Below are 19,213 nucleotides of genomic sequence, written 5' to 3' on the forward strand. Positions count from 1 at the left end.
ATGTGTGGCATCGCAGGCACGTACCGATGGCCGGACGGGAAGACCGTGACCGACCGGCTCACCGACACCCTCGCCCACCGTGGTCCGGACGGGGCGGGCAGATACAGCCACCCCGTCGGTGACGGCGAGGTGCACCTCGGGCACCGCCGACTGGCCATCGTCGACCTCTCCGAGACCGGCGCCCAGCCGATGGTCTCGAACGGGCTCGTCCTGACGTACAACGGCGAGCTGTACAACGCGCCCGAGCTGCGCGCCGAACTGACGGCCGCCGGGGTGCGCTTCCGCGGCACCTCCGACACCGAGGTGCTCCTGGAGGCCTGGCGGCGCTGGGGGACGGACTGTCTTCCCCGGCTGCGCGGCATGTTCGCGTTCGGGATCTTCGACGAGCGCACCGGTGAGCTGGTGCTCGTCCGCGACCAACTCGGCATCAAGCCGCTGTTCCTGCTCCGGCGCGGTGAGGGGCTGGTGTTCGCCTCCGAGCTCAAGGCGCTCGCCGCCGCCACCGGCGGGTCGCTGGAGGTGGATCACGGGGCGCTGGTGGCCTCGCTGCTGTACTACTGGGTGCCCGACTCGCGGTGCGCGTTCCGCGAGGCGGAGAAGCTCCCGCCGGGGAGCTGGCTGCGGTGCCGGCCCGACGGCCGGGTGGACCGCGGCCGGTTCTGGCACCTGAAGGACGTCGCCGCCGAGGGCCGGGACCGGGCCCTCAGCGGCGAGCGGCCGGACCTGGCCGCCATCGTGGAGGAGTCGACCCGGCGGCACATGCTCTCCGACGTGCCCGTGGCGACCTTCCTCTCCGGCGGTCTCGACTCCAGTTATCTGACCGCCCTCGCGGCCCGTGAACAACCGGGGATCTCCGCCTACACGATCGGGTTCCGCGCCGAGGACGCGAAGTTCGAGGCGATGCCGGACGACCTGCGCTACGCCCGGCAGGTGGCCGAGCGGTTCGGCGTCGACCTGCACGAGATCGAGATCGCCCCGGACGTCCTCGACCTGCTGCCGCGGATGACGTACCACCTCGACGAGCCGATCGGCGACCCCGCCGCGATCAACACGTTCCTGATCTGCTCGGCCGCCCGGGAGGCCGGGGTCAAGGTGATGCTCTCCGGGATGGGCGCCGACGAGCTCTTCGCGGGCTACCGCAAGCACCTGGCCAATCTGATCGCGCTGCGCTACCAGCGCGTCCCGGGACCGCTGCGGCACGGCCTGTCCCGGGCCGTGGACCGGCTGCCGGTCGCCACGGCCAGGCGGGGGTACCGGTCGGTGCGGTTCGCGAAGCGGTTCCTCTCCTTCGCCGACCTGCCGGAGGAGACCGCGTTCCGGCGCAGCTACACCATGTACGACCGGGAGGAGCTGCTCGGCCTGGTCGATCCGGACCTGGCCGGGACGGTCGACGACGTGCTGACCGAGCACGCGGACGTCTACGAGGACAACGAGCTCGACGACTTCGTCAACCGCATGTGCCTCGGCGACGCCCGGATGTTCCTGCCGGGTCTGAACCTCGCCTACACGGACCGGTCGAGCATGGCCGCGTCGACCGAGGTGCGGGTGCCGTACGTGGACGTCGAGGTGGTCAAGGCCGCCTTCGCCGTGCCCGGTGATCGCAAGATCGTCGGACGGCAGGGCAAGGCCGTCCTCAAGGAGGCGGCCACCTCGGTCCTGCCCCGGGAGATCGTGTACCGGCCCAAGGGCCTGTTCAGCGCCCCGCTGCGTGCCTGGATGAGCCGGGACCTGGCTCCGCTGGTGCGCGAGGTGGTGCACGACGGCGTGCTCGTCGGCTCCGGGCTCCTGCGCCGTGACGCGCTGGCGCGGATGGTCGCCGAGGACGCCTCCGGGCAGCGGGACTTCTCCAAGCATCTGTGGCATGTGCTGACCCTCGAGTACTGGTACCGCGGCGCGACCTCAGAGTCCGGCCGGACCACTCGCTTGACGGCTTAGAAACAAGGGGACTTCGGGTGAAGCAGGTTGTGCAGAACTACAAGAGCGGCGAACTGGCGGTGCTCGACGTGCCGGTGCCGGGATGCAAGCCGGGCGGTGTGCTGGTCCGTACCGCGTACTCGCTGATATCCACCGGGACCGAGCTCATGAAGGTGTCCGAGGCCGGCATGTCGATGCTGGGCAAGGCGCGCTCCCGGCCCGACCAGGTGGCCAAGGTCATGCAGAGCGTGGCAACGAACGGGGTGCCCGCCACCTACCGCAAGGTGATGGGCAAGCTGGACTCCTACACCCCGCTGGGCTACTCGCTGTGCGGGGTGGTCGAGCAGGTCGGTCCCGGCGTCGACGACGTGAAGGTCGGTGACCTCGTCGCCTGCGCGGGCAACGAGCACGCGCTGCACGCCGAGTTGAACTGGGTGCCGAAGAACCTCTACGCCCGGGTGCCGGACGGTCTCGCGCCGCGGCACGCGGCCTTCGGAACCGTCGGTTCGATCGCGCTGCAGGGCGTCCGCCAGGGCGAGCCGCAGCTCGGCGAGGTGGCGCTGGTCATCGGCCTCGGGCTGATCGGGCAGCTGGTGGTGCAGCTCCTCGTGGCCTCGGGGGTCCGGGTCGTCGGGGTCGATCCCGATCCGGCGCGCTGCGAGCTGGCCGAGCGCCTGGGCGCCGCCGCCTGCGGCGATCCCTCCTCCGCGGCCGTGGAGGCCGCTGTCGCCGAGCTCACCGACGGGCACGGCGTGGACCAGGTGTATCTGGCCGCTGGCGGCTCCAGCAACCAGCCCGTCGAGCTGGCCGCCCGGCTGTGCCGGGACCGCGGCCGGGTCGTCGACATCGGCAAGTGCCGCCTGGACCTGCCGTGGAACGCGTACTACGAGAAGGAACTGGACGTCCGCTTCTCCCGCAGTTACGGCCCCGGGCGGTACGACCCCGAGTACGAGCTGGAGGGGCGTGACTACCCGATCGGCTACGTGCGCTGGACCGAGCGCCGCAACCTGGCGTGCTTCCTCGATCTGCTCGCCCGCGGCCGCGTCGACGTGGATCCGCTGATCTCCCACATCGCCGACTTCGACGACGCCGTCGAGACGTACCGGCGTCTGAAGGACGGCGAACTGAAGGCCGTCGCGGTGCTGTTCCGCTACCCAGAGCAGACGGAGGAAGGAGAGGCGGAGGCCCCGGCGGTGGCCGTGCCCGCGGTGCGACGCGGCACGCCGTCCGCCCCGGCCCGGCCCGGCAACGCGCCGGTGCGGCTCGCGTTCGTCGGCGCGGGGAACTACGCCACGTCGATGCTGCTGCCGCACCTGGCGGAGCGCGAAGGCGTCTCGCTGTCGACGGTCGTCACCACGACGGCGCTGTCCGCGGCCAACGCGCAGCGGAAGTTCGGCTTCGCCCGGGCGACCACCGACCTCGACGGCGTGCTCGGGGACCCGGCGATCGACGCGGTGTTCGTGGTCACCCGGCACAGCTCGCACGCCGAGCTGACCCGGAAGGCGCTCCTCGCCGGCAAGGCGGTGTTCGTGGAGAAGCCTCTCGCCCTCTCCGAGGACGAGCTGGCGGGCGTGCTCGCCGCGGTGGAGGAGTCCGGCAACGACCGGCTGCAGGTGGGCTTCAACCGGCGGTTCGCGCCGCTGCTGCAGGAGGCCAGGAAGCGGTTCGGCGCCCGGACCGGTCCGGCGAGCCTCCGCTACCTGGTCAACGCGGGGCGGCTGCAGGACGGCAGCTGGTACCTGCGGCAGGGCACCGAGGGCTCGCGGTTCGCCGGCGAGGGCGGGCACTTCATCGACACGGCGAGCTGGCTGCTCGGCGCCGACCCGGTCTCGGTGTACGCGGTCGCCCCGGCCGGCAACGAGGACCTGCAGATCGTGCTGCGCTACCCGGACGAGTCCACGGCGACCATCAGCTACGTCACCACCGGCGCCCCCGGCTTCCCCAAGGAGACGCTGGACCTCCTCGCGGACGGGAAGGTCCTGCGTCTCGACGACTTCGTCCGTGCCTCGGTGTACGGGCAGAAGCGGTGGGTGAGTTCGCGGCTGCCCCAGGCCCGGGACAAGGGCCAGAACGCCGAGCTGGCCGCGTTCGTCAAGGCCGTGCGGACCGGCGGACCGATGCCGGTGCCGCTGGAGTCGCTGGTCGCCACCACGGCGGCCACCCTCGCCGTGCAGGCGGCCCTCGCGGCCGGTGCACCGGTGACGCTGGCGAGGACCCCATGACCATGAGCGCGGGCTGGTACCTCCGGCGGCTGTCCCGGATGGGACCGCGGGAGGTCGGCGGCCGGGCGGTCGACGCGGTGCGCAGGCGGCGGTGGCGGTCGGCGCTGCCCGACTCCCCGCGTGTGACCGGCGCCCGCTTCACGGCGGTCCTGCCCGCCGGGACGATCGCCGAGGTGCCGCCGGACGCCGCGAAGCGTCTCGTCGCCGAGGCGGACCGGCTGATGGCCGGGCACGCCGAGTTCTTCGGGGTGGTACGCGACGACATGGCCGACCCGGACTGGTGGTGCGACCCGAAGACCGGGCGCCGGGCTCCGTCGGGGTACGCCTTCGACGTGCCGTACCGGAACGAGGACGCGGTCGGGGACATCAAGCAGATCTGGGAGCCGTCACGGCACCAGTACCTCACCGTGCTTGCCGCCGCCTACGCGGTCACCGGGGACGAGCGGTACGCCGAGCGGGTGGCCGAGCACCTGCGGCAGTGGTGGGCGGCCAACCCGCCGCTGCGCGGGGTGCACTGGATCAGCGGCATCGAGCTGGGGATCCGGCTGCTGTCGTGGGTGTGGATCCGCCGGCTGCTCGACGGCTGGCCGGGCGCGGCCGGTCTCTTCGAGGGCGATCCGGTGGCGCTGGACCAGATCTGGCACCACCAGCGCTGGCTGGCCGCCTTCCCCAGCCGGGGATCGTCGGCGAACAACCACATCGTCGCCGAGGCCGCCGGGCAGTTCGCCGCGGCCTGCGCGTTCGGGTGGTTCCCCTCCTCGGCGCGCTGGCGGGCCGACGCGCTGGCGTCGCTGGAGCGGCATCTGCGGAGCAACACCTTCGTCTCCGGTCTGAACCGGGAGCTGGCCACCGAGTACCACGGGCTCGTCCTCGAGCTCGGCCTGGCCGCGGTGGCCGAGGCGGACGCCGCCGGCGTGCCGGTCCCCGCGACGCTCCGGCTGGTGCTGCTGCGGATGACCGACGCGCTCGCGGCCGTCGTGGACGGCCGGCTGCGGCCGCCGCGCCAGGGGGACGCGGACGACGGGCACGGTCTGGTCGTGGACGGCGAGGGCACCGACCGCTGGGGTTCGCTCCTCGCCACCGGGGACGCCGTGTTCGGCCGGCTCGCCTGGTGGCCGGAGGTGACCGGCACCGATGTGCGCACCCCGCTGCTCGCCGCGCTCCTCCGGCCGTCCGCGCCGGGCGTGAAGCGGCCGGCGAGCCGGCCGTCCCACTTCGCCGACGCGGGCATGACCATCCTGCGCGGTCCCGGGGAGATCTGGTGCCGCTGCGACGGCGGCCCGCACGGGTTCCTGTCCATCGCCGCGCACGCCCACGCGGACGCGCTGTCCGTGGAGGTCCGGCACGACGGGGTCGACGTGCTCGCCGACCCGGGGACGTTCTGCTACCACGGGCAGCCCGAGTGGCGGCAGTACTTCCGGTCGACCCTCGGACACAACACCCTGCAGTGGGAGGGCGTCGACCAGTCCGAGTCCGGCGGCCCGTTCCTGTGGACCCGGCACGCCCGCAGCCGTGTCCTGGTCGCGGACGCCGCCGAGGACGGGGTGTCCCGCTGGTGTGCCGAGCACGACGGCTACGGGGATGCCGTGCACCGCCGCCGGGTGGAACTGACCGGCGCGAGCGAGGAGCTGCGTGTGGTCGACGAGGTCCGCGGCGCTCGTGGGACCGTGCGCCTGGCGTTCCACCTGGGCCCGGAGATCGCCGCGGAGCTGGTGGGGAACCGGGCGGTGCTCACCTGGACCCGGGACGGCGAGGACCGCTCCGCGGTGCTCGACCTGCCCGGGCAGCTGTCCTGGCGGGCGCATCGCGGGGAGACGAACCCCCCGCTGGGCTGGTACTCCGCCGGTTTCGGGCGCAAGGAACCCTCCACCACGCTGGTCGGCACCGGACGCGCCGACGGCGTGGAGGAGTTCACCACCGTGCTCGGGTTCCGCGGCTAGGGGGAGGCGTGGTGATCAGGAGGCGGCGCCGGGCGCTGCCGGTGGCGGCGCTTGCGCTCGTCCTGGCGGCGGCGACCGGCTGCACGGGCGCGGCGGACGCCCCGGCGGAGTCGGCCGGTACGCCGTCCGGGTCGGGGGCGGCCCCGACCTCCGGAGCGCCCGCCGTCCCGGGGGCGCCCGCCACGTCCGTGGCCCGGGTGTGCGCGAATCCCGCGGCCGGGCCGGCGAAGGCCCCGGCCGGGGCGGTGACCGTCGACCCCGCTGTCGTCGGTGACCTGGCCGCGAAGACCGAGAGCAGCCCCTCCGGCACCACGTTCTGGCTCCGGCCCGGGACGCACAGGCTCGGACCGGGCCCCTACGACCAGGTCGTCCCCAAGAAGGGGAACCGCTACCTCGGCGCGCCGGGCGCCGTGCTGGACGGCCGGAAGACCAACCAGTACGCGTTCGGCGGCACCGCAGTGGACGTCACCATCAGCCATCTGACCGTGCAGCGTTTCATCGCGCCGAACAACGAGGGCGTGGTCAACCACGACATGGCCGACGGATGGGTGATCGAGCACGCGACCATCCAGGACAACTCCGGTGCCGGGCTGATGGCCGGTGCCCGTCAGCGGGTCAGCGCCAGCTGCCTGCGCGGCAACGGCCAGTACGGCATGAACGCGTACAAGACCGGTGACTCCATCCGCGGCCTGGTGGTCGAGGGCAGCGAGATCGTCGGCAACAACACCGACGACTGGGAGCGGCGGCAGCCGGGCTGCGGCTGCACCGCGGGCATCAAGTTCTGGGCCGTCGACGGCGCCGACATCCGCGGCAACTGGGTGCACGACAACCGCGGCGCCGGCCTGTGGGCCGACACCAACAACAACGACTTCCGCATCGAGGGCAACGTCCTGGAGTCCAACGACGGGGCCGCGCTGATCTACGAGACCAGCTACAACGCGGTCGTCCGGAACAACACGATCCGGCGGAACAACTGGGTCGAGGGCCGCGCGGAGTCGGCCGGGGACGACTTCCCGTACGCGACCGTCTACGTGTCCGAGGCCGGCGGCGAGCCACGGGTCCCGGCCCGCACGGACAGGATCGAGATCTACCGGAACCTCCTGGAGAACAACTGGAACGGGATCACCCTGTGGGAGAACGCCGACCGGTTCTGCAACAGCCCGGCCAACACCTCCACCGACTACTGCACCCTGCTCGTGAAGGACACCTCCCGCTGCGCCCGCCCGGCGATCGCCGACGCTCCGCTCTACGCCGACTGCCGGTGGAAGACCCAGCGGGTGGACATCCACGACAACCGCTTCGTGCTGGACACGTCCGTCCTCGCGTGCGCGGAGAAGTGCGGTCGCATGGCGGTGCTCGCCAACGACGGCACCTCCCCCGACTGGTCGCCGTACCGGGGCGGGCGGGTGGCCGAGGCGGTCACCCACCGGCAGGGGAACCGCTGGCACGACAACGTCTACCTCGGGCCGTGGAGCTTCGTCGCCGGGGAACAGGGTCGGACGCTCGGTTCCGGGCAGTGGCGGGGCGCGCCGTACCGGCAGGACGCGGGCAGCAGCTTCACCGCACGGGCGGGTGGTTGAGATGGACGGAGACCTGAAGCACCTCGACCGGCCGGGCGGACCGGACACCACGGATGCGCGGCCCGGTGCCGCGGCGGCCGGCACGCCCAAGGCCGTCGGGATCGCGTGGGCGCTGCTGGGCCTCAACACGCTCGGCTCCGCCGGGGCGAAGACCGTCATCCCGCTCCCCCGCTCCCTCATCCAGATGGCCACCATGGGTGCGCTGGTCGTCGCGTTCGCGCTGGCGCTCGCGCTCAATCTCCGGCTGCGCATCCGGCCCAGCGCCTTCGTGTTCCTGCTGACCCTGCTGCTGGTGCCGAGCCTGATCTCCAGCGTTCAGCCGGACATCGGACTCGGCGCGCTGTTCCGCTGCGGGCGGCTGGCTCTCTTCGTCAGCACGCTGTGGCTGCTCAGCCGCTGGTGGGACGGCAGTCTGACCTTCGTCCGCCACCACATCCGGATGTACTTCGCGGTGCTCGTGCTGGTGGCCGTCGGCCTGGTCGTCGCCCCGGGCACGGCCATGCCCGAGTACTACGGCCAGCGGCTGGTCGGCGCGCTGTGGCCGCTCACCCCGCCACAGATCGGGCAGTACGCGGCGGTGGTCATCGGGCTCACCGTGCTGCTCCTGCTCGGCCGCCGCACCACGGGAGCCGGAGCGGCGATGCTCATCGTGCCGTCCTTCGTCCTGCTCGCGATGACCCACACCCGTACGGCGACGCTGGGCCTGCTCATCGGGCTGGCGCTGGCGATCGGCTCGCTCATCCTGACCAGCGCGGCCGCCCGCCGGTTCTTCGCCTGGGCGGTGCTGTGCGCCGCGGTGGCCGCCGTGGTGTTCAGCTCCGCGCTGCGGGCGTGGTTCCTGCGCGGGCAGAGCCAGGAGAACTTCGCCAACCTCACCGGCCGGGCCAAGGTCTGGGACGCCCTCCTCTCGGCGCCCCGGACGACCGGGGAGAAGGTGTTCGGCACGGGCCTGGGCGACAAGTCGTTCGACGGGCTGCCCATCGACAACAGCTGGCTGGCCGTCTACGACGAGCAGGGCCTGATCGGTGTCACCCTCGTGGCGGCGATGATCATCGTGATCGGCGGTGTCGCGCTGCTGCGGCCGCCGTCGCTGCCGAGGGCCTGCGCCATCTTCCTGATCAGCTACTGCGCGCTCTCCTCGTACACCGAGGTCGGACTCGGTGACGCCTCGGCGTATCTGCTGCATCTGGCCCTGGCCGCCTCCCTGCTCGCGGTGCCCGCCGCGGGCACGCCCCCGGCGGTGGCGGCCGAGATCCCCCGACGACGTATCCCCCGATGGGCCAGGAGGTGACCTGAACATGCATGTCCTTGTAGTGCACAACCGCTACTCCTCGGCGCAGCCGAGCGGGGAGAACAGGGTCGTCGACGAGGAGGTGGGGCTGCTGCGCGCGGCCGGCCACCGCGTCGACCTGTTCGAGCGGCGCAGCGACGACATCGCCGTCAAGTCCCTGCTCGGCAAGGTCGCGGTGCCGCTGCTCGTGCCGTGGAACCCGGCGGTCCGTACGGAGCTCACGGCCCGGCTGCGCGCCGAGAGGCCGGACGTGGTCCACGTCCACAACGTGTTCCCGCTCCTGTCGCCCGCGGTGCTCGCCGCGTGCGCCGACGCCGGTGTGCCCGTCGTCGCCACGCTGCACAACTACACCCAGGTCTGCCCGCCCGGCACGCTGCACCGGGACGGGCGGCCGTGCACCGAGTGCGTCGGGACGGCCGCGGCGCTGCCCGCCGTCCGGCACGGCTGCTACCGGAACTCCCGGCTCGCGACGGTGCCGCTGGCGGCGAGCATGACGCTCAACCGGCGCCGGTGGTGGTCGGGGGTGGACCGGTTCTTCTGCATCTCCGAGGCACAGCGCGACATCCTCGTGCGGTCGGGCATGCCGGCCGAACGGCTGGCGGTGAAGCACAACTTCGTGCCCGACCCGGGCGTCCGGCGGGAGGGCGACGGCGAGCATGTGCTGTTCCTCGGGCGGCTCGCGGAGCCCAAGGGCGTGCGGCTGCTGATGGCCGCGTGGGACCAGCTCGCCACGGACGGCGGTGTGGGCGTGCCGCTCGTGATCGCCGGCGCCGGGCCGCTGGAGCCCGAGGTGTCCGCCTGGGCCGCGGGCCGGGACGACGTGCGGTACGCCGGTCTGTGGGACCCGGAGGAGTGCCGGAAGGGCGTCGCGCGGTCGGTCGCCGTGGTGGCCCCCTCGATGGCCCAGGAGACCTTCGGCCTGGTCGTCGCGGAGTCGATGGCGGCGGGGGTCCCGGCCGTGGCCGCCGGTCACGGCGCCTTCGTCGAACTCGTCGAGGACGGGGTGACCGGGCTGCTGCACGCGCCCGGCGATCCCGCCTCGCTGGCGGACCGGATCCGCCGGATCACGGCCGGTCCGGACCGCAACCGGGAGATGGGCGAGGCGGCCCGGCGCCGTTACGAGAAGGGGTTCAGCCCGGCCGTCGGGCTGGAGCGCCTCGTGGAGGAGTACCGCACCGCGATCGCGGGTCGGTCGGGCGGCGCGGACAACGCGCCGCCGGCAGGGAACGAAGAAGCCGGCTCGTCGCGGGGCACCCGCGCGAGCGGAGATGGGGGGCACTAGATGACACGATGCCGACTCTGCGGTTCGGCGGCGCTGGCCAGCGTCGTCGATCTGGGGGCGACACCGCCGTGCGAGAGCTTTCTCGCGGCGGACCGACTGGACCGGCCGGAACCGGCGTACCCGCTGCACCTGCGGGTCTGCACCGACTGCTGGCTCGCGCAGATCCCCCCGCTGATCACGCCGGAGGAGACCTTCCAGGAGTACGCGTACTTCTCCTCGTACTCGACCTCCTGGGTGGAGCACGCGCGCACGTTCGTCGCCGGCGCGGTGGAGCGGGTGGGGCTCGGCCCCGACGCCTTCGTGGTCGAGGTGGCGAGCAACGACGGGTACCTGCTGCGGCACGTGGTGGACCGGGGGATCCGCTGCCTCGGCGTCGAGCCGTCCGTGAACGTCGGTGCGGCGGCGCGGGACGCGGGTGTGCCCACGCTCACGGAGTTCCTGTCCCCGGAGACCGGTGCGGCCGTCCGCGCCGAGCACGGCCCGGCGGACCTGGTCGTCGCCAACAACGTGTACGCGCACATCCCCGACGTGGTCGGCTTCACCGAAGGGCTGCGCGCCCTGGTCGCGGACGACGGCTGGGTCTCCATCGAGGTGCAGCACCTGCTGACCCTGATCGAGGAGAACCAGTACGACACGATCTACCACGAGCACTTCCAGTACTACACGGTCGCCTCCGCGATCCGGGCGCTCGCGAGCGGCGGACTCACGCTCGTGGACGTCGAACTGCTGCCCACGCACGGCGGCTCCATCCGGCTGTGGGCGCGGCCTGCCGAGGTCGCCGGCGAGCCGAGCGGCCGGGTGGCCGAGGTGCTGGACCGGGAGAAGGCCGCCGGGCTCCAGGAGCTGTCCGGGTACGCGGAGTTCTCCGCCCGGGTGGCCAAGGTCCGCCGGGACCTGCTGCGGTTCCTCATCGACGCGGCCGAGCGGGGCGAGACGGTCGTCGGCTACGGCGCCCCGGGCAAGGGCAACACGCTGCTCAACCACTGCGGCATCCGGCCCGACCTGCTCGCGTACACGGTCGACCGCAACCCCTACAAGCACGGCAGGTTCACCCCGGGCACCCGGATCCCGATCCTGCCGCCCGAGCAGATAGCCGCCGACCGGCCGGACTACGTCCTCGTCCTCCCGTGGAACCTGCGGGACGAGCTGATCGAGCAGCTGTCCTTCGTGCACGAGTGGGGCGGCCGGCTGGTCTTCCCCATCCCGGAACTGAGCGTTGTCGAGGTGAAGGCATGAAGGTCGTCCTGTTCTGCGGCGGTTACGGGATGCGGATGCGCAACGGCACCTCCGACGACGTGCCCAAGCCGATGGCGATGGTCGGCCCGCGCCCGCTGATCTGGCACGTGATGCGCTACTACGCGCACTTCGGGCACACCGAGTTCATCCTGTGCCTCGGGTACGGCGCGCACCACATCAAGGACTTCTTCCTCAACTACGAGGAGACGACGTCCAACGACTTCGTGCTGCGGGGCGGGCGGACCGAGCTGCTGTCCACCGACATATCCGACTGGACGATCACGTTCGCGCAGACCGGCATCGAGTCGCCGATCGGGGAGCGGCTGCGCCGGGTCCGGCACCATCTGGACGGGGACGAGATGTTCCTCGCCAACTACGCCGACGTGCTCACCGACGCCCCGCTGCCGGAGATGATCGACCGGTTCGCGCAGCGCGACGCCGGCGCGTCGATGATGGTGGTGCCGCCGCAGCAGTCCTTCCACTGCGTGGACCTGGGCGAGGACGGCCTGGTCGGGGGCATCACCGCGGTGAGCGACATGCCGCTCTGGGAGAACGGCGGCTACTTCGTGCTCCGCCAGGAGGTCTTCGACCACATACCCGAGAACGGGGACCTGGTCGCCGACGGCTGTGCCCAACTGGCCAAGCGCGGGCGGCTGTCGGCCTTCCAGCACCGCGGCTTCTGGAAGCCGACCGACACCGTGAAGGAGCGGGCCGCCCTCGACGCCTCCTACGCCCGGGGCGACCGCCCCTGGGCCGTGTGGGAGCGGGACACCGCGGGGGCGACGGCGTGATCCGGCTCGGAACGGGGCGCCTGGACCGGATCGTCGCGGTGGGCGCGCACTGCGACGACATCGCCATCGGCGCCGGCGGAACGCTCCTCACGATGTGCCTCGCGCGGCCCGGTCTCCGGGTCGACGCGCTGGTGCTCTCCGGCGGTGGCGGCGAGCGGGAGGAGGAGGAGCGGGCCGCGCTGGCCGCCTTCTGCCCGGGCGCCGACCTGCGGCTGACCGTGCTCAAGCTGCCGGACGGCCGGCTGCCCACGCACTGGGACGAGGCCAAGGCCGCGGTGGAGGAGCTGCGCGCGGGGACGGAGCCCGATCTCGTCCTGGCCCCGCGCACGGACGACGCGCACCAGGACCACCGCGGCCTGGCGCAGCTGATGCCCACCGCGTTCCGCGACCATCTCGTGCTCGGCTACGAGATCGTCAAGTGGGACGGCGACCTCGGCCGTCCTTCGGCGTACCAGCCGCTGACGCCGGAGATCGCCGAGGAGAAGGTGCGGCTGCTGCAGGAGCACTACCCCTCGCAGCGGCACCGGCCCTGGTACGACCGGGAGGCCTTCCTCGGCCTCGCGCGGATCCGCGGAATCGAATGCCACGCGCGCTACGCCGAGGCGTTCGCCGTCACCAAACTCACTCTCGATCTGGGGGAATGAACCTTGCGCGTACTGCTGACCGGACACCAGGGCTACCTGGGCACCGTGATGGCCCCTGTCCTCGCGGCCGCCGGGCACGAGGTCGTCGGCCTCGACGCCGGACTGTTCGCCGACTGCGTCCTCGGCCCGCAGCCCGCCGACCCGTCCGGGCACCGGGTGGACCTGCGCGACGTCACGGCCGAGCACGTGGCCGGCGTGGACGCCGTCATCCACCTGGCCGCGCTGTCCAACGACCCGCTGGGGTCGCTGGCGCCGGAGCTCACCTACGACATCAACCACCACGCCTCCGTGCGCCTCGCCCGGCTCGCCCGCGACGCCGGTGTGCGGCGCTTCCTGTACGCGTCGACGTGCTCCGTCTACGGCGCCGCCGGCGGGGACGAGCTGGTGGCCGAGGACGCCCCGCTGCGCCCGGTGACGCCCTACGCGGAGTCCAAGGTGCGGGTGGAGGACGACCTGCACGCGCTGGCCGACGACGACTTCACCCCGGTGTACATGCGCAACGCCACCGCCTTCGGCCACTCGCCCCGGCTCCGTGCCGACATCGTGCTGAACAACCTGGTGGGGCACGCCCTCCTGTCCGGGGAGGTCCTCGTCCTGTCCGACGGCACCCCCTGGCGCCCGCTGGTGCACGCCGCCGACATCGCACGGGCCTTCACGGCCGCGCTGACCGCGCCCCGCGACGCGGTGCACGACCGGGCGTTCAACATCGGCAGCGAGACCAACAACGTCACGATCGCCGAGATCGCCGAGCAGGTCGCCGAGGCGGTGTCCGGCGCGAAGGTGGTGATCACCGGGGAGAACGGGGCCGACCCGCGGTCGTACCGGGTGGACTTCTCCCGGTTCCGCGCCGCGATCCCCGGCTTCGACTGCGAGTGGACGGTGAAGCGCGGCGCGCTCGAACTCGCGGACGCCTACCGGGAACACGGGCTGACGCGGGAGGACTTCGAGCGGCGCTTCACCCGCCTCGCCGTGCTGCGCGCGGCGTCCGAGGCCGGCTCCGTCGACGACACCCTGCGGTGGCGCCGATGACGGCGCCCGGCGAGGAGATGCACGCGCTGGTGGAGCGGCTGTACCCGCTCTGCCGGAGCATCACCGGGGACGGTGTGCGCGCCACCCTGGACATCGTCGGCGAGTACCTCCCGCTCCAGGTGCACGAGGTGCCGACCGGGACCCAGGTGCTCGACTGGACGGTGCCTCAGGAGTGGAACATCCGGGACGCCTACGTCGCCGACGCCACCGGCCGCCGGGTCGTCGACTTCGCCGCGTCCAGCCTGCACGTGCTCGGCTACAGCGTGCCGGTGTCGCGGACCATGCCGCTGTCCGAGCTGCGCGCGCACCTGCACACCCTGCCGGACCGTCCGGCCTGGGTGCCGTACCGCACGAGCTACTACAAGCCGGAGTGGGGGTTCTGCCTGGCCCAGGAGACCCTGGACGCGCTGCCGGACGGCGACTACGAGGTGTGCGTCGACTCCACCCTGGAGGACGGCCACCTCACCTACGCCGAGCACGTGGTCCCCGGGCAGGTCGCCGAGGAGGTGATCGTCTCCTGCCACGTCTGCCACCCGTCGCTGGCCAACGACAACCTGGCGGGCATCGCGGTGGCGACGTTCCTGGCCCGGTCGCTGGCGGAGCGGACGCCGTACTACACGTACCGCTTCATCTTCGCGCCCGGCACCATCGGGGCGATCACCTGGCTGGCCCGCAACGCCGAGCGGGTGGACCAGGTGAAGCACGGGCTGGTGCTGGCCTGCGCGGGCGACTCGGGGCAGCTGACGTACAAGCGGAGCCGGCGCGGCGACGCGGAGATCGACCGGGTGATGAGGCACGTCCTCACCGCCACCGGACGCCCGCACACCGTCGACGAGTTCACACCGTACGGCTACGACGAGCGGCAGTACTGCTCGCCCGGGTTCGACCTCGGCGTGGGCTCGCTCAGCCGGACCCCGTACGCGGGCTACCCCGAGTACCACACCTCGGCGGACAACCCGGACTTCGTCTCCCCGGAGGCCATGGAGGACACGCTCGCCGTCTGCCGCGAGGCCTTCGCCGTCCTCGACCGCAACCGCCGCTACGTCAACCTCAGTCCGTACGGCGAACCCCAGCTGGGCAGGCGAGGGCTGTACGACGCGCTCGGCGGCCGCAGCGACACCAAGGAGGCCCAGATGGCCATGCTCTGGGTGCTCAGCCTCTCCGACGGCGAGCACGATCTGCTGGACGTCGCCGAACGGTCCGGGCTGCCGTTCGACACGGTCGCCGCGGCGGCCGACGCCCTGGGCGCCGCGGAGCTGATCAAGGCATGACGGCGATACCCACCGAGGGGGAGACGACGACACCGGCGGACCGTCGGACCGCCAAGCGGGCCATCGCGGGCCGGCTGTCCTGGGGGCTGGCCGACCAGGCGGCCTCCAGCATGTCCAACTTCGCGGTGGGGATCTACGTGGCGCGCTCGCTGGGGCTGACCGCGTTCGGCGTGTTCAGCCTGGCCTGGGTGACGTACGGCGTGGTGCTCAACGTCTCCCGGGGCCTGGCCACCGATCCGCTCGTGGTGCGCTTCAGCGGCGTGCCGGCCTCGTCCTGGCGCGCGGCGGTGGCCAGGTCGTCGGGTACCGCGCTCGGCGTCGGTGCCGCCCTCGGCGCCGTGTCCCTCCTGGTCGGCCTCGCTCTCGGCGGCCGGGTGGGAACGGCGTTCGCCTGCCTCGGCGTCGTCCTGCCGGGACTGCTGCTGCAGGACGCCTGGCGGTTCGCCTTCTTCGCCGCCGGCGCGGGACGGAAGGCGTTCGTCAACGACATGGTCTGGGGCGTCGCGCTCGTCCCGGCCATGGTGGTGGCGGCCCGGGTGGGCAGCGTGGCGGCCTTCGTGCTCGCCTGGGGCGCGTCCGCCGCGGTGGCCGCCGCGTACGGCTGGTTCCAGTCCGGCATCCGGCCCCGGCCGGCCGGGGCGCGCGCGTGGCTGCGCGAGCACCACGACCTCGGCTCCCGGTACCTCGTCGAGAACGTCACCAACAGCGGCGCGAGCCAGCTCAGGGCGTACGGGCTCGGCGCGATCGTCGGGGTCGGCGCGGTGGGGGTGATCCGCGGCGCAGAGCTCCTGCTCGGCCCGTTCCTCGCCGTGCTGATGGGGCTCTCCCTGGTCACGGTCGCGGAGGCGGCACGGGTGCTGCGGCGTGCCCCGCACCGGCTCGGCGCGTTCTGCCTGCTGCTCGGCGGCGGGCAGGCCGTCGCCGCGCTGCTCTGGGGCGGGGCGCTGCTGCTCGTTCCGGACCGGGCCGGGGAGCTCGTGCTCGGCGGCGTCTGGAGCGCCGCCTCGGAGCTCATCGTGCCGGTCACGGTCGGCGTCGCCGGTGCCGGTCTCGGCACCGGCGCGGCGGCCGGGCTGCGCGCGCTCGGCGCGGCCCGGCACAGCCTGCGCAGCCAGCTGATCGCCTCCGCCTGTTACGTCGTCGGCGGGCTCGGCGGCGCCGCCACGGCCGGCACGGTCGGCTCGGCCTGGGGCGTCGCCGCCGCGACCGTCTGCGGCTCCGCCGTGTGGTGGCTGCAGCTGCACGTGGCCCTGCGCGAGCACCACCAGAACTCGATCACCGAAGTGAGGACCACATGACCGCCCGACCCCGGCTCAGCATCGGCCTGCCCGTGTACAACGGCGAGGAGTACCTCGCCGAATCGCTCGACGCCCTGCTCGGGCAGACGTACGAGGACTTCGAGCTGGTCATCTCCGACAACGCCTCGACCGACGGTACGCAGGACATCTCCCGCCGGTACGCCGAGAAGGACTCGCGCATCCGGTACATCCGGCTGCCGCGCAACATCGGCGCCGCGCCGAACCACAACTACGTGTTCACCGAGTGCCGTGGCGAGCTGTTCAAGTGGGCCTCGCACGACGACCTGTACGCCCGGGACCTGCTGCGGCGCTGTGTGGAGGCGCTGGACGAGCGGCCGGACGTGATCCTCGCCCACGCCGACCAGGCGGTCATCGACGAGGACGGCCAGGTGAAGGTCCCGTACGAGTACACGCTGGCGACGGCCTCCCCGTCGGCGCCCGAGCGGTTCCGCAGCATGCTGTTCGAGCCCGGCGGCGACGACTTCTACGGGGTGATGCGGGCCGAGGTGCTGCGCCGGGTGAAGCCGCACGACAGCTACCACCACGCGGACCGCACGTTCGTCTCCGAGATCGGCCTGCACGGACCCTTCCACCAGGTGCCGGAACTGCTGTACTTCCGTCGCGACCACCCCACCCGCGCCGAGCGGGCCAACCCCTCCAAGCGCTCCCGGTGCGTCAACCTGGACCCGCGCCGGGCCGGCCCGCTCCACCCGACGCCGCGGCTGCTCGCCGAGTACGTCTGGGGCTTCGTCTCGGCGATCCAGCGGGCGCCGCTGTCCGCCGCCGACCGCCGCGCCTGCTACGGCCACCTGGCCGCGTGGGCGACCAGCCGGGCCCGGCCGGGCGCCGGCGAGCGGGTCGAGGACCGCGCCCCGGTCGACCCGGCGCGGCTCACCGTCTCCGTCGACGACCTCGTCGCCGGGCGGGAGGGCCGGCGCGCATGACTCAGGTACGTGTCGGGGTGTTCGGCCTGCTCGGCTCCGGCAACCTCGGCAACGACGGGTCCCTGGAGGCCGTGCTCGGATACCTCCGCGAGCGGCACCCGGGGGCCGTCGTGGACGCGCTGTGCGGCGGACCCGAGGTCGTGACGGCGCGGTACGGGATCCCCGCGACACGGCTGCACTGGTACCGCGGGGAGTACCGGACCGCGTCACGCGCGGGCGCGATCGCGGGCAAGGGCCTCGGCAAACTGGTCGACGTCCTCCGCACCGCCGCCTGGGTGCGGCGGCACGACGTGGTGATCGTGCCGGGCATGGGCGTCCTGGAGGCCACGCTGCCGCTGCGGCCGTGGGGCTTCCCGTACGCCCTGTTCCTGCTCTGCGCGTCCGGCCGGCTGACCGGCACCCCGGTCGCGCTGATCGGCGTCGGCGCCGCCCCGATCTCCGAACGGGCCACCAGGACCCTGGTCCGCTGGTCGGCGCGGCTCGCCGCGTACCGCTCGTACCGGGACGACCTGTCCCGCGACGCGATGCGGGCGATGGGCGTGGACACCGCACGCGACGAGGTCCACCCCGACCTCGCGTTCGCCCTCCCGGCTCCGCCCTCCCCCGAGCACCCGGCGGGCCCGCCCGGCCCGGTCTGCGTCGGCGTCATGGACTTCCACGGCGGGAACGACGACCGCGCGCGGGCGGAGGAGATCCACCGGCGCTACCTCGACGGGACGACCCGCTTCGTGCGGGCGCTGGTCGAGGACGGCAGGCCGGTGCGGCTGCTCACCGGCGACGCGTGCGACGCGGCGGTGGTCGCCGCGATCCTCGACGCGGTGGACTCACCGCTGGTCACCGCCGCCGAGGCGGCCTCGCTGGCCGATCTGATGAAGGAGACGGCGGCCGCCGACGCCGTGGTGGCGACCCGCTACCACAACCTGGTCTGCGCGCTGAAGGTCGGCACACCGACGCTCGCGCTCAGCTACGCGGCGAAGAGCGACGCGCTCATGGCCCAGATGGGCCTCGCCACGTACTGCCACCCGGCCCGCGAGGTCGACGCCGACCGGCTGCTCGAACAGTTCCGGGAGCTGGAGAAGCGATCGGCCGAGCTGCGCCGGACCCTCGCCGAGCGGAACCTGGCCGCCGCCCGGCGGCTCGACCACCACTTCGCCGCCCTGACCGCGGCCCTGTTCCCGACGTCCGACCACGCACCCACCCCGCGGAAGGCACCATGAGAGTGACCGAAGTCCCGGCGATCGCCGGCGCATACCTGTTCGAGCCCACCCCGCACGCCGACGAACGCGGCTCCTTCTGCCGCACCTTCGACGCCGACGTGGTCCGCTCGGTGGGCCTCGACCCGGACGCCTTCGTCCAGGACAGCCTGTCCCGCTCGGTCCGCGGCGTACTGCGCGGGCTGCACCTGCGCTCCGGCGCCGGCGAGGCCAAGCTGGTGCGGTGCTCGTACGGAAAGATCTTCGACGTCGTCGTGGACCTGCGGGCCGACTCGCCGACGTACCTGTCGCGGGCCTTCTTCGAGCTGTCCGACGCGACGCAGACGACCCTGTACATCCCGGCGGGGTGCGCGCACGGCTTCCAGGCGCTCACCGACCCCGCCGACGTCTCGTACCGGATCGACCGGCGCCACGACCCGGCCGAGGACGTGACGATCGCCTTCGACGACCCGGAGCTCGCCATCCCCTGGCCGCTGCCGGTCGCGTCGACGTCCGTCCGGGACCGGGAGGCACCGAGCCTCGCCGAGGTCCTGAAGCACAGGGAGAGCTGAGGCAGG

At 72.9% G+C, this 19,213-nt stretch carries 15 protein-coding genes; all 15 read left to right on the forward strand.

Features of this window, described 5'->3' with window-relative positions; all coding sequences use genetic code 11:
• From asnB to IE237_RS10355, 15 genes are read left to right on the forward strand one after another with little or no spacing between them, the layout of a single operon-like run.
• The gene (gene asnB / locus IE237_RS10285; protein WP_189801480.1) at positions 1 to 1,935 is read left to right on the forward strand and encodes an asparagine synthase (glutamine-hydrolyzing); all 1,935 of its coding nucleotides are present in this window, start codon (positions 1 to 3) and stop codon (positions 1,933 to 1,935) included.
• A gap of 17 nt (positions 1,936 to 1,952) precedes the next feature.
• Positions 1,953 to 4,136, forward strand: coding sequence for a bi-domain-containing oxidoreductase (locus IE237_RS10290; RefSeq protein WP_189801481.1), 2,184 nt, complete (start codon positions 1,953 to 1,955; stop codon positions 4,134 to 4,136).
• Entirely contained in the window at positions 4,133 to 6,076 is a 1,944-nt protein-coding gene (locus IE237_RS10295) for an alginate lyase family protein (RefSeq protein ID WP_189801482.1), read from the forward strand. The genes IE237_RS10290 and IE237_RS10295 overlap by 4 nt, the downstream gene beginning before the upstream one ends.
• Before the next feature lie 8 nt (positions 6,077 to 6,084).
• Complete coding sequence (locus IE237_RS10300) at positions 6,085 to 7,656, forward strand: right-handed parallel beta-helix repeat-containing protein (protein ID WP_189801483.1); 1,572 nt, start codon at positions 6,085 to 6,087, stop codon at positions 7,654 to 7,656.
• 1 nt (position 7,657) lies between these two features.
• On the forward strand, positions 7,658 to 8,947 hold the full coding sequence (locus IE237_RS10305; RefSeq protein WP_189801484.1) for an O-antigen ligase domain-containing protein: 1,290 nt from the start codon (positions 7,658 to 7,660) through the stop codon (positions 8,945 to 8,947).
• A 7-nt stretch (positions 8,948 to 8,954) separates the two neighbouring features.
• On the forward strand, positions 8,955 to 10,229 hold the full coding sequence (locus IE237_RS10310; RefSeq protein ID WP_189801485.1) for a glycosyltransferase family 4 protein: 1,275 nt from the start codon (positions 8,955 to 8,957) through the stop codon (positions 10,227 to 10,229).
• Positions 10,230 to 11,465, forward strand: coding sequence for a class I SAM-dependent methyltransferase (locus IE237_RS10315; protein WP_189801486.1), 1,236 nt, complete (start codon positions 10,230 to 10,232; stop codon positions 11,463 to 11,465).
• Entirely contained in the window at positions 11,462 to 12,256 is a 795-nt protein-coding gene (locus tag IE237_RS10320; RefSeq protein WP_189801487.1) for a sugar phosphate nucleotidyltransferase, read from the forward strand. Before IE237_RS10315 ends, IE237_RS10320 begins: the two co-directional genes overlap by 4 nt.
• A complete protein-coding gene (locus IE237_RS10325) occupies positions 12,253 to 12,900 on the forward strand; it encodes a PIG-L deacetylase family protein (RefSeq protein ID WP_189801488.1) in 648 nt (215 codons plus the stop codon). Before IE237_RS10320 ends, IE237_RS10325 begins: the two co-directional genes overlap by 4 nt.
• 3 nt (positions 12,901 to 12,903) lie before the next feature.
• Entirely contained in the window at positions 12,904 to 13,929 is a 1,026-nt protein-coding gene (locus IE237_RS10330) for an NAD-dependent epimerase/dehydratase family protein (RefSeq protein ID WP_189801489.1), read from the forward strand.
• A complete protein-coding gene (locus IE237_RS10335) occupies positions 13,917 to 15,200 on the forward strand; it encodes a DUF4910 domain-containing protein (RefSeq protein WP_189801490.1) in 1,284 nt (427 codons plus the stop codon). Before IE237_RS10330 ends, IE237_RS10335 begins: the two co-directional genes overlap by 13 nt.
• Positions 15,197 to 16,498: an MATE family efflux transporter gene (locus IE237_RS10340; RefSeq protein WP_189801491.1), complete on the forward strand. Its 1,302-nt coding sequence runs from the start codon at positions 15,197 to 15,199 to the stop codon at positions 16,496 to 16,498. The genes IE237_RS10335 and IE237_RS10340 overlap by 4 nt, the downstream gene beginning before the upstream one ends.
• Positions 16,495 to 17,442: a glycosyltransferase family 2 protein gene (locus IE237_RS10345; protein WP_189801492.1), complete on the forward strand. Its 948-nt coding sequence runs from the start codon at positions 16,495 to 16,497 to the stop codon at positions 17,440 to 17,442. Before IE237_RS10340 ends, IE237_RS10345 begins: the two co-directional genes overlap by 4 nt.
• Positions 17,439 to 18,659 (forward strand): polysaccharide pyruvyl transferase family protein, encoded by a 1,221-nt coding sequence (locus tag IE237_RS10350; RefSeq protein WP_189801493.1) that lies wholly within the window; start codon positions 17,439 to 17,441, stop codon positions 18,657 to 18,659. Before IE237_RS10345 ends, IE237_RS10350 begins: the two co-directional genes overlap by 4 nt.
• Positions 18,656 to 19,207 carry a dTDP-4-dehydrorhamnose 3,5-epimerase family protein gene (locus IE237_RS10355; RefSeq protein ID WP_189801494.1) on the forward strand — a complete coding sequence of 184 codons (552 nt, stop codon included), beginning with the start codon at positions 18,656 to 18,658 and terminating at the stop codon, positions 19,205 to 19,207. Before IE237_RS10350 ends, IE237_RS10355 begins: the two co-directional genes overlap by 4 nt.
• The last annotated feature ends 6 nt before the right edge of the window (positions 19,208 to 19,213 follow it).

The sequence above is a fragment of the Streptomyces tanashiensis genome (genome assembly GCF_014648895.1).
Classification (GTDB): Bacteria; Actinomycetota; Actinomycetes; order Streptomycetales; family Streptomycetaceae; genus Streptomyces; species Streptomyces tanashiensis.

Bases quoted from the DNA above. Each gene is read 5' to 3' on its own strand.
- asnB (WP_189801480.1), top strand. From the start codon at position 1: ATGTGTGGCATCGCAGGCACGTACCGATGGCCGGACGGGAAGACCGTG.
- IE237_RS10295 (WP_189801482.1), top strand. From the start codon at position 4,133: ATGACCATGAGCGCGGGCTGGTACCTCCGGCGGCTGTCCCGGATGGGA.
- IE237_RS10305 (WP_189801484.1), top strand. From the start codon at position 7,658: ATGGACGGAGACCTGAAGCACCTCGACCGGCCGGGCGGACCGGACACC.
- IE237_RS10310 (WP_189801485.1), top strand. From the start codon at position 8,955: ATGCATGTCCTTGTAGTGCACAACCGCTACTCCTCGGCGCAGCCGAGC.
- IE237_RS10315 (WP_189801486.1), top strand. From the start codon at position 10,230: ATGACACGATGCCGACTCTGCGGTTCGGCGGCGCTGGCCAGCGTCGTC.
- IE237_RS10320 (WP_189801487.1), top strand. From the start codon at position 11,462: ATGAAGGTCGTCCTGTTCTGCGGCGGTTACGGGATGCGGATGCGCAAC.
- IE237_RS10340 (WP_189801491.1), top strand. From the start codon at position 15,197: ATGACGGCGATACCCACCGAGGGGGAGACGACGACACCGGCGGACCGT.
- IE237_RS10345 (WP_189801492.1), top strand. From the start codon at position 16,495: ATGACCGCCCGACCCCGGCTCAGCATCGGCCTGCCCGTGTACAACGGC.
- IE237_RS10350 (WP_189801493.1), top strand. From the start codon at position 17,439: ATGACTCAGGTACGTGTCGGGGTGTTCGGCCTGCTCGGCTCCGGCAAC.
- IE237_RS10355 (WP_189801494.1), top strand. From the start codon at position 18,656: ATGAGAGTGACCGAAGTCCCGGCGATCGCCGGCGCATACCTGTTCGAG.